Consider the following 10,612-nt stretch of genomic DNA (forward strand, 5'->3'; position numbering starts at 1 on the left):
TTACTCATCATCCAGGCTAAGGCGGCGGCGGCTGATAATGCGCAGCATGCGCCACAGCACCCACGCCAGCAGCACGATACTGACCGCGGCGAAGATCGCCAGCAGTATCGGGTGGTTAGAGAGCGCGAACCAGATGCGCTCGAACCAGGGCAGATGGCCGACATAGTAAACATCGCCCACCCGCAGGCTGTTGACGCCGGATTCGCGGATCACCGCCACCGAGCCAAACATCGCCGCCCGCTTACCACTGTCGTTGAGGGCGTTGGTTAGCAGTTCATTACCGCGCGGGCTGTCGGCCAGCAGGGCCACCACGCTGCGCTGATCGTTGTAGGGCGACTGGAAGCCAATCACCGCCGCCATCGGTCCGGAAGAAGTGATGTCGGTGCGGGTGTTGGGCGTGCGGGCCTCGTCATCGGGATAAATGCTCGCAAGGTCGTAATGACGCATCGGCATTTTCACCCAGCTTTTGGTCGCCTCGACCAGCAGGTTGATTTTGGTATCGTCCTTGAGGGACGAGGGGATCGCGCCGATCAGCAGCAGATCCGCATCTTTATTCTTGATCTGGTTGCCATCGTCAGTCATTTGCAGATTAATCGCCGCCAGGCCGGTCTGCGAACCGATGCCGCCCAGCGCCTGCAGCAGCGTCGCCACCTGGCCCTGGGTCGGCGCCTTCGGCACCACCACCAGGGTGTCGGCGAGGTCCGCCATACGGCTGTAAGGGAAGCCAGCATTGGCGAAGACGCGCAGGTCCGGTAGAGCAATAAAGTGATAATACTTCGAGAAGTCGATGGTCGAATCGTCGCCGATCACCACATGGTTCTGCACCGGCTGGAAGGTAATACAGTTGTCGATAGAGCCGCCGGGCATCGGGTTCATGTACTGGAAGTCAAAGCGCAGCTGGTTCACCGCCCCAAGACGCAGCGCGGGTATGGTAACCTCCGATTTGCCGTCCAGCAGCCCCTGCAGCACCGGCAGGCGCAGGATCAGTTTGTTCACGTCCTGCGAGCTGTTAAGGCTGAACGACTGCAGGAACTGGTCGTTAAGGCTGATATCCATCCGCGAGCTATCCTTCACCGGCGGCATGGTATAGCGATATTTCAGATCCATATCGATGCCGTTGGCCCGCAGCAGATAGAGATCCGGCGGCAGGTTAAGCGCCACGGTGATGGCATCCGGCACCAGCCCGCTGGACTGCAGCTGTTGCTCATAGGTTTTCAGCTCAGCAAAGGTGACCGAGCGGTCGGTGCGCACCCAGTTTGGCGCATCGTATGGCTGCCGCGGCTGCAGGGTTTTGATGCCGTCCACGGTGACGCTGCTGCCGCGGAACAGAATATTGCCCTGGGCAATCCCCTTCGCCGCCAGCAGCAGGTCTTTATCATCGCGGCCGAAAATAACCAGCAGCTTGACGTAAGGATCGTTCGGGTTGTCGATCATTTCGATGGTCGGCGCGTTGACCGGCGGATGATCGCGCAGGAAATCCGGACGCTTGTCGTTGGTGGCGAAGACAATGGCGTTACGATCCGGCAGTTCGTTGAAATAGACCGGGAACTGCTGGCCGCGCCAGCCGGCCTTGCTGCCGAACCATGAAGCGATAATCGCCGCCGCCTGCTGCTGGGCCACCGCCGGCGAGCCCGGGAAAATCATCGGCAGCGTCAGCGGGCGGTTGTCGCGCGGATCGTAGAACGGTACCGGGAAGTGCGACAGATCGTTATGCACCTTCAGCGACTGGTAGGTGAGATCCAGATAGCTTTCGCGCCCGACGTCCAGCCATAGCGTGCTGCTGGCCGGGTTTTCGCAGACATCGCGGTAGTGGCCGACAAACTCCAGCCGTATACGGTTGAAGTCGGTGATATACAGCGGGTCAATCGGCAGCTGCGCGCGGATCTTTTTCCCCAGCTGCTCTTTGGTGACGGGCAGGACGCCCATCAGCTCATCGTTGAGATAGACTTTCAGCTGCGACTGCACGGGCAGCAGCGAGGGCGACGGGGTGTATTCCAGATTGAGCAGCGCGTTAGCGACCAGCTCATCGCTACGCATGCCGAATTCAACCGAGGCGTCAGGCCGTGAGCCGCGCAGCACAATGCTGCCCGGAGGCGGCGCGATGGTGGCAAAGGTCAGCTTCACCTCCCGCTGCGGGACGTTCTCGGCGACCACCGCCGGAGCGGTCGGTTCGGCGAGGGTTGCCGTCGGCTCGCCTGTCGTCACCGGCGCGAGCGGGGAGGCCGCCTGCGGCTGAACGCCAGGGGCCGGATTCACCACGGTGGCCGGCGCCGCGTAAGAGGCCAGCGGATACCAGCTGCACATGCCCACCGCTACTGCACACATCCAGGAAAGTTTTCTTTTCATCGCATTATCATCATTGTTGAGCCATTGCCGGGTCTGCGGAGAGCGTCGGCGCGGCGCGTTCAGGGCGTCGGGGTACAAACGACACTATCCATGCCACCAGCGAGGTGAGCGCGCGGAAAACCACCTTCACCGACGGCGGCGAAAACTCCGCCAGGTGACGATAGCCACGGAACCCCAGCTTGAGGATATCCAGCAGGCTTTCCATCGGCTTGTCTTCCGGGAAGCTATCCTGCCAAAGCGCCCACGTATCGGCGCGGGCAAACGTACACTGCACAAAATCGATATGCTGCTGGTTGGTCAACGGCAGCAGCTGCAATCCCACTTCGCTGCCGTTGACCCGCGCGACCCGCACCGGGAAGGCATACTCCTGCTGTCCCCGTTTGAGCAGCAGCCTGGCGTTCTGCCCCTCCAACACCTGAGCGTCGCCGTGAATTTTGATCCCCAGCCCACCGTCGGAATAGTCGTGAACGGTGCAGGAGAACAGATGGCCATCTTCGCGGGCAATTGCCGCCGGCATGCTCATTTCGACACGATGCGACCGGCGGACCTGCTTGCTTTCGACCGAGACCGCCACCGCGCCGCCAAGAATAATCAGGTTGTAGAACACCCAGACAATACTCACCCAGACGGTGAGAATTTCGTTTTCCGGGCCGTACATAAAGCGCCAGATCCCCACCGCGACGCCGACCAGGTTGAGCAGCACGAGGTAGATATAGGGCCGGGAAATCACCCAGTCGACATACTCCTCTTCCACCAGTCCGCCCTTCGCGGTGACGTTGAATTTGCCTTTATGCGGATTAATCAGCGCCACAAAGGTGGGCGGCGCGATATACCAGGCGAGCACCGTCTCGTAGATTTCACTCCAGAACGAATGGCGATATTTGCCCTGAATCTTCGAGTTGGTCAGGCTGGCGTGGATCATATGCGGCAACACGAATAGCGCGATCATCAGCGCTGGCGCATAAATGATATAGGCATGGAGCAGCAAAAAGGCCAGCGGCGCCGTGAGGAAGATGAGGCGCGGAATACCGGAGAGAAAGTGAAGCATGGCGTTGGCGTAGCAGACGCGCTGTACCAGCTTCAGGCCTTTGCCAAACAGCGGATTATCGAGGCGGAATATCTGCACCATCCCGCGCGCCCAGCGGATGCGCTGGCCGATATGCGCGGATAAACTCTCCGTCGCCAACCCCGCAGCCTGCGGAATACGCATATAGGCGGAGGTGTAACCCCGCCGGTGCAGGCGCAGCGAGGTGTGGGCATCTTCGGTCACCGTTTCGACGGCGATTCCGCCGATCTCATCCAGCGGGCCACGGCGAATCACGGCGCAGGAGCCGCAGAAGAAGGTGGCGTCCCACATGTCGTTCCCGTCCTGCACCAGGCCGTAGAATAGCGTCCCTTCGTTCGGCGTTTTGCGAAAACGACCAAGGTTGCGCTCGAAGGGATCGGGCGAGAAGAAGTGGTGCGGGGTCTGCATCATCGCCAGCTCTTTCTCTTTCAGGAACCAGCCCATGGTCATCTGCAGAAACGAGCGCGTCGGCACATGGTCGCAGTCAAAGATCGAGACGAACTCCCCTTTAGCGTATTTCAGCGCATTGTTGATGTTGCCGGCTTTGGCGTGCTCATGGCTGGTACGGGCGATATAGTGCACCCCGACATCTTTGGCAAACTGGCGAAACGCTTCCCGTCCGCCGTCGTCGAGGATCCAGATGTTCAGCTTGTCCTTCGGCCAGTCGATGCCCTGCGAGGCGTAGATGGTGTTTTTCACCACGTTGAGATCTTCGTTGTAGGTGGGGACGAAGATGTCCACCGTCGGCCACAGATCCATGTCCTCCGGCAGCGGCACCGGTTGGCGGTTCAACGGCCAGACCACCTGGAAGTAGCCCAGCACCAGCACCACCCAGGCGTAGGTCTCAGCGAACAGCAAAATAATCCCGCACACCAGGCTTACCGGGTCGTTCCAGTTCAGCGTCGAGGTATAGCGCCACCAGATATAGCGGCACGAGACCGTCAGCGACAGCACGATCAGCATCAGCGCCGAGAAGCGGCCGGGGATGCGCCGCACCAGCAGCGCCACGCCCCACAGCAGCATCAGGAAGATAAACTGCGACAGCGGGTTAAAAGGCTGCGTAATACACATCAGCGCCAGCACCAGCGAGCAGCAGGTCACCCCCCCAAGGATGGCCCGGCGCAGTTTGGGATTGAGGTGCGCCAGCTCTTTCTGTTTATCCAGATGACCGGTGCGGGCGTTGACCTGCTCAGGCAATTTTTCCAGCCACTGCGTATAGCGACCGTGCACCCCTTCCAGCGCCGCCAGCGAACGCCAGTTGACCTTTTTCTCCGGCTCCGGCACGCGCGTTGTCAGTAACCACAGGGATTGCAGCAGGTAGCGCAGCGGATCCAGCGGACGTGGCCGATGCGGATTAATATGGGGGAAATAGGTGTCATGGTGCGCCAGAATCGCCTGCCATCGCGGCGTCTCCAGCGGCATTAGCGCCCAGACCAGCGATGCCCACAGGCAGCCAAGCGACGCCGACAGCCATGAGGCGCCATGCTGCCGGTAGTCGTCATAGCGCGCGCGCAGCCGTTCCCCCACCGGCGGGGCCAGCAGCAGCGTGCTGAGGCGGATCATGCCGGCCTCCCGCCGGCATAGTGGATCAGACACCAGTTCGCCAGGGTCAGTACCTCTTCCGCCGCCAGAGAGTCCTGGCGATACTCCCCAAGGGGCTGCTTCGCCGCCAGGCACTCGGCCATCGCTTCGTCGCGATGGATGGTCACCGGCAGGATGCGCGGCTGGCTCTCAAGCCACAGCTGGTAGAGATCTTCCTGCAGCTGGCTGCCGACCCGCAGATCGTTAATCAGAATATCGCTGTTGGCCGGAAAGGGCTGCTGGTGCAAACGGATATGGCTGTTGGCGTCAGGATGCACCACCACCAGCGAGCGGTCGCAGAGCGTCAGCAGCTCGCGGGTCAACGGCGAATAGCCCGCCGGCAGATCCAGCAGTAGCCAGCGGTACTGCCCCTGCAGCTGCAGTACGGCCTCCGTCATCGCCCCCAGGGTGGGCTGCAGCTGGTCGACGTTTTCTCTTTCGCCCGCGCTGAGCTGGCCAAACGGCAGCAGATCGATATGCTGCGTATAGCGCAGACCCGCGTCGCGCCAGTCCCGGCCATCGAGCAGCGCCCGCGCCCAGCCGTCCTGATGATGGATGTCGGTATTGAAGAAAAAACGCAGCATATTATCCGGGCTGGCGTCGATCGCCAGCACCGTTTCACCGAGCAATTGCAGCGCCCAGGCGAGTGCAGCCGTAATGGACGTGACGCCAGTCCCCCCTCGCACGCCCTGTAATCCCAGAATAGCCATCTCCGGCTTCCTTATTTTTTCTCTGCAAACTCTGCCAGCAGCGGCCAGCGCTTCAGCGCCGCGTTCAGCTGTTCGCGCCTGGAAATATCATGATAATCAATATCCGGCAGGGAAAATGCCCGGCTAAGCGCCAGAAAATCATTTTGAAAGGTGTACCCCAGCGTGGCGTCCGTGGGTACCGCAGGATCTTTTGCTGGCATATCTCTGTCCGTTCGAAATTTATTATTAAACCAGAGGACGTATACAGCGCATCCTTAAAAAGCAGGTGTACATGCTAAAACTGATGACCTTTAATTTCAATGTTAGGTTTACTCTGTCAGTTTCGCTAGTAAACTTATCCAGTGTGAATCAGGGCGCACGAGGGATGCCGTGGATAGTGTATTTACTTTGGGTATTTCATCATTATGGGATGAAGTGTGCCATATGCCGGTCGGCGGGGTATGGTGGCTCAACGTTGACCGTTATGCCGATGCCGTCAGTCTATTTAATCAGACGCTGGCCACGCAGGCGAAAAACAGCAAGGTTGCCGCGCTGGTGATGGGGAATAAACCAAATGATATCATTTCATTAGAACACATTCACGGCCCGGATAATATTGCACTGTTTACCCTGCCGAATCGTCCGGAGGCGCTGGAAGAAATACATCGCGACTTGGTCTGCTCCCTCGAACCTGGCAATTATTTATTTATTCTGCTATGTGCTGAAAATGCCTGGCAAAATATAAATAACGAAAAGTTATGCGCCTGGGTGGAAAAGACCAGCCGCTGGGCGCAATATCATCGCTGCGCATTCTTAGCGATCAATTCCGCGCAGGATATTGATCGGCAGCTGACTCCCTTATTACGTGAGTACCGCTCCCTTTCCGGACTGGCAAGTATTCGTTACCAGGGCGACCGGCATATCTTTGATATTGCCTGGTGGGGAAGCGATAAGGGTATCAGCGCCCAGCAGCAGCTGATGGTGCAACATGATGACGCCGGCTGGCGATTAGCGCAGGACGCTGAAACCAGCGTGCAGCCGCGCAGCGATGAAAAAGCGATCCTCAGCAATGTGCGCGTGCTGGAAGGTGCCCCGCCGCTGTCGGAATACTGGACGCTGTTTGACACCAACGACGAGGTCTTCAACGCCGGGCGCACCGCGCAAGCGGCGACGATCCTCTTCTCCATTACCCAGAACACGCAAATTGAACAGCTGGGACGCTATATTCATACCCTGCGCCGTCAGCGCGGCACGGCGCTGAAAATTATTGTCCGCGAACAAACCCCCAGCCTGCGCGCGACTGATGAGCGGCTGCTGCTGAGCAGCGGCGCCAGCCTGGTGATCCCCAGCAGCGCGTCGCTTTCCCGCTGCCTGACGCTAATCGAAAGCGTTCAGAACCAAAAGTTCTCCCGCCATATCCCGGAAGATTTTGCCACCCTGCTCACCTGGAGCCAGCCGTTAAAACTGCGCGGCTATCAGAAATGGGACGCCTTTTGCGAAGCGGTGCACAACGTGATGACCAATACCCTGCTGCCGGCCGACAGCAAAGGCGTGATGGTGGCCCTGCGCCCGGCGCCGGGGCTGCGCGTTGAGCAGGCGCTGACGTTATGCAAACCCAACCGGATGGGCGACATCATGACCATCGGCAATAACCGGCTGGTGCTGTTCTTGTCGTTTTGCCGGATCAATGACCTCGACACCGCGCTAAATCATATCTTCCCGCTACCGACTGGCGATATTTTTTCTAACCGCATGGTGTGGTTTGAAGACAAACAGATTCTCTCGGAAATTGTGATCATGCGCGGCATCGAGCCGGCGCGCTGGAATACGCCGCTGCCTCTCACGGTCGGTAAAAACGAGACCATCAACGCCACCCATGATGGACGCCACTGGCGACGCTATCCCGAACCACACCGGTTAACCACCCGTGAGGAGCAAGCCTGATGATGTCTATCGCCGATATTCTGCAACTGGTGGTGCTCTGCGCCCTGCTGTTTTTTCCGCTGGGCTACCTGACGCGCCACTATCAGCGCCGGATCCGCACGACGTTAAGACTGATGTTCTTTAAACCCCGTTACGTGAAACCGGCAGGGGTATTACGCCGGGGAACAACGGTTAAGCAAGGCAAAGCGAACAAATGACAAATAAAAAAACGACCGCGGCACCGCTTCCGCTCTGGCAGTACTGGCGCGGCCTTGGCGGCTGGAACTTCTACTTTCTGGTCAAGTTTGCCCTGCTGTGGGCCGGGTATCTCAATTTTCACCCGATGCTTAACCTGGTGTTTCTCGCCTTTCTGCTGGTGCCGATCCCGCGCGAAAAGCTGCACCGCATCCGCCACTGGATCGCCATTCCGCTGGGATTCGCGCTGTTCTGGCACGATACCTGGCTGCCCGGGCCAGAGTCGATTTTTAGCCAGGGATCGCAAATCGCCGGCTTCAGCGCCAGCTATATCTGGGATCTGATTGTCCGCTTTATCAACTGGAGCATGGTCGGCGCCTTCTTTGTTTTACTGGTGCTGTGGCTGTTTATCAGCCAGTGGCTGCGCGTTACCGTGTTTGTCTCCGCGATGGTCGTCTGGCAGGCGGTCAGTCCGCTGCTGCCGGCCTTTACCATTTGGCCTGCCGGTCAGCCCACCACTGCCGCCGCCACCGCGCCGGCCAACGTCGGGACCAACGCCGCCGCTGGCGCCGCGTCCAGCCCGGCCAGCAGCGATATTCCGCCGCAGACCGAACCGCCGACCTCGGCCAACCTCACCAACTGGCTGAACGGTTTCTATGCCGCCGAGCAGAAGCGCAAGACACCGTTCCCGGACCAGCTGCCGGCGGATGCGCAGCCGTTTGACCTGCTGGTGATCAATATCTGCTCGCTCTCCTGGTCGGATATTGAAGCCGCCGGGCTGATGGACCACCCGCTGTGGAAGCATTTCGATATCGTCTTCAAAAACTTTAACTCAGCGACCTCCTACAGCGGACCTGCGGCGGTGCGTCTGCTGCGCGCCAGCTGCGGCCAGCTGTCGCATACCAACCTGTATCAGCCATCCGGCGCCGATTGCTACCTGTTTGAAAACCTGGCGAAACTCGGCTTCAACCAGCAGTTGATGCTCGGCCACAACGGCCTGTTCGGCGACTTCCTAAAAGAGCTGCGTTCGCTGGGCGGCATGCAGAGCCCGCTGATGGACCAGAGCGGTCTGCCGGTCAGCCTGCAGGCATTTGATGGCTCGCCAGTGTATGAGGATCTCGCGGTTCTCAACCGCTGGCTGAAGACCGAAGAGGCCAGCAGCAATCCGCGGAGCGCCACGTTCTATAACACCCTGCCGCTGCATGACGGCAATCACTTCCCGGGGCAAAGCAAAACCGCGGACTACAAAGTGCGGGCGCAGAAGCTGTTTGACGACCTGGATAACTTCTTCACCGAACTGGAAAAATCGGGGCGTAAGGTGATGGTGGTGGTGGTGCCGGAACACGGCGGCGCGCTGAAGGGCGATAAGATGCAGGTGTCTGGCCTGCGGGATATCCCGAGCCCGTCGATCACTAACGTCCCGACGGCGGTGAAATTCTTCGGCATGAAGGCGCCGCATGAAGGCGCGCCAATTATCATCGATCAGCCCAGCAGCTACCTGGCGGTGTCGGAGCTGGTGGTGCGCGCCCTCGACGGCAAAATGTTCAGCGAAGACAGCGTCAACTGGCAGCAGTATGTCGCCAACCTGCCGCAGAGCGCGGCGGTGTCCGAAAACGCCAACGCCATCGTTATCCAGTATCAGGGCAAGCCTTATGTCCAGCTGAATGGCGGCAGTTGGGTGCCTTATCCGCAATAAGCGACAAGGCCGCCTATTCTGGCGGCCTTACATCGTGAGACGTTCCTGCTCTTTTCTCTCAGCCCGCAGGCATACGGGCTGAGAAACCTGCAAAGCCATCACAGCGCTAGCGCTGATCCTGTTTCGCCAGCCAGACCAGCAGCTTGAGGCTGGCGGAGTAATAATCATCCTTGTCGTCAATCTGCGGCGCTTCCAGCGGTTCGCCAAGCGTTAAATCACGCACCGCCAGCAGGCCGCCGGCCATATTCCACGGGGCGACCTCGTTGGTGCTAACGTTGATCCACGCCGGAGTTTGCAGGCGCGGGTAACTCTGCATCCAGGCTTTCCACGGTGCGAGCAAGGCGCTGTGCGGATCGACCCACGAGATATACAGCGGGATACGGATCGCATCGAAACTCATCCGCGGCGGCCACTCTTTGGCCGGCAGCATCTTGCCATCCGCCCGCAGCGCCACCCAGTCGCTGGGCAGATGCGATTTCCCCCAGCCCATTTGCCCCAGCAGCGCCTGCCCGTCACTCTGCAATGTCCGCCAGGCGGTCAGGTGCGTCCGCTCCGCAAAGGCCCGCCAGGCCGGGAAGATGAAATAGGAGGGGTTAAGGTTCAGGTGGTCGTTGCGGTTAAACCCCTTCACGCCCGGGAGCATCACCTGGCGACCGGCGAAAGTCACCACCGTATATTTCAGCAGGGAGGCGGTGATGGCATCGGAGGCCGTGGCGTAGCGCTTGTCCTGCCACTGCTTTTGCGCGCGCAGCAGCGCCCAGGCGATCAGGGTATCGCCATCGGTGGCGTTGTTTTTATCGGCGATCGGGTCCGGCGCCACCGGGTTATAGCGCCAGTAAAACAGCCCGTTAGACTTGTCGCGCAGGGTGCTGTCCGTCCACTGCCACAGCTTGTCGAACGCCGGGCGATCGTTATTCGCCACCGCCAGGAGCATGGCGAAGCCCTGGCCTTCCGTATGCGACACATTGCCATTGGCGGTATCAATGATACGGCCGTCCGGCATCATAAAACGGGCCTTATAACGCTCCCAGGCCGTATCCGCCCACGCCCGGGGCACCAGCATTACTGCCGTTGTCACTATCACCGCCACTAAAGCACGCAGGGGCATAAATTCAC

At 59.7% G+C, this 10,612-nt stretch carries 8 protein-coding genes; 3 read left to right on the forward strand and 5 right to left on the reverse strand.

The genetic code is table 11. The annotated features are described in order from the left end of the window. The 4 genes from bcsB to bcsR are packed head-to-tail and all read right to left on the reverse strand — an operon-like array spanning nucleotide 1 to nucleotide 5,903. Entirely contained in the window at nucleotides 1-2,346 is a 2,346-nt protein-coding gene (gene bcsB, locus ACQUTI_RS19770; RefSeq protein ID WP_032426090.1) for a cellulose biosynthesis cyclic di-GMP-binding regulatory protein BcsB, read from the reverse strand. Nucleotides 2,347-2,356: 10 nt separating this feature from the next. After that, nucleotides 2,357-4,975 (reverse strand): UDP-forming cellulose synthase catalytic subunit, encoded by a 2,619-nt coding sequence (bcsA, locus tag ACQUTI_RS19775; protein ID WP_004204973.1) that lies wholly within the window; start codon nucleotides 4,973-4,975, stop codon nucleotides 2,357-2,359. After that, nucleotides 4,972-5,703: a cellulose biosynthesis protein BcsQ gene (bcsQ, locus tag ACQUTI_RS19780; protein WP_004204974.1), complete on the reverse strand. Its 732-nt coding sequence runs from the start codon at nucleotides 5,701-5,703 to the stop codon at nucleotides 4,972-4,974. Before bcsQ ends, bcsA begins: the two co-directional genes overlap by 4 nt. 11 nt (nucleotides 5,704-5,714) lie before the next feature. Next, entirely contained in the window at nucleotides 5,715-5,903 is a 189-nt protein-coding gene (gene bcsR / locus ACQUTI_RS19785; RefSeq protein WP_002921513.1) for a cellulose biosynthesis protein BcsR, read from the reverse strand. 169 nt (nucleotides 5,904-6,072) lie between these two features. Between bcsR and bcsE the strand changes: the two genes are divergently transcribed. From bcsE to bcsG, 3 genes are read left to right on the forward strand one after another with little or no spacing between them, the layout of a single operon-like run. Next, a complete protein-coding gene (gene bcsE, locus ACQUTI_RS19790; protein WP_122542125.1) occupies nucleotides 6,073-7,626 on the forward strand; it encodes a cellulose biosynthesis protein BcsE in 1,554 nt (517 codons plus the stop codon). Further along, nucleotides 7,626-7,823, forward strand: coding sequence for a cellulose biosynthesis protein BcsF (bcsF, locus tag ACQUTI_RS19795; protein WP_004204976.1), 198 nt, complete (start codon nucleotides 7,626-7,628; stop codon nucleotides 7,821-7,823). The genes bcsE and bcsF overlap by 1 nt, the downstream gene beginning before the upstream one ends. After that, nucleotides 7,820-9,496, forward strand: a complete 1,677-nt coding sequence (gene bcsG, locus ACQUTI_RS19800; protein WP_004204977.1) for a cellulose biosynthesis protein BcsG — start codon at nucleotides 7,820-7,822, stop codon at nucleotides 9,494-9,496. The genes bcsF and bcsG overlap by 4 nt, the downstream gene beginning before the upstream one ends. Nucleotides 9,497-9,602: 106 nt before the next feature. Here bcsG and ACQUTI_RS19805 read toward each other — a convergent pair whose 3' ends face one another. Continuing rightward, complete coding sequence (locus ACQUTI_RS19805; protein WP_004204978.1) at nucleotides 9,603-10,604, reverse strand: glycosyl hydrolase family 8; 1,002 nt, start codon at nucleotides 10,602-10,604, stop codon at nucleotides 9,603-9,605. Nucleotides 10,605-10,612: the final 8 nt, after the last annotated feature.

This window comes from Klebsiella sp. 7-CIP_Kleb. (genome assembly GCF_050378655.1).
Taxonomy (GTDB): domain Bacteria; phylum Pseudomonadota; class Gammaproteobacteria; order Enterobacterales; family Enterobacteriaceae; genus Klebsiella; species Klebsiella quasipneumoniae.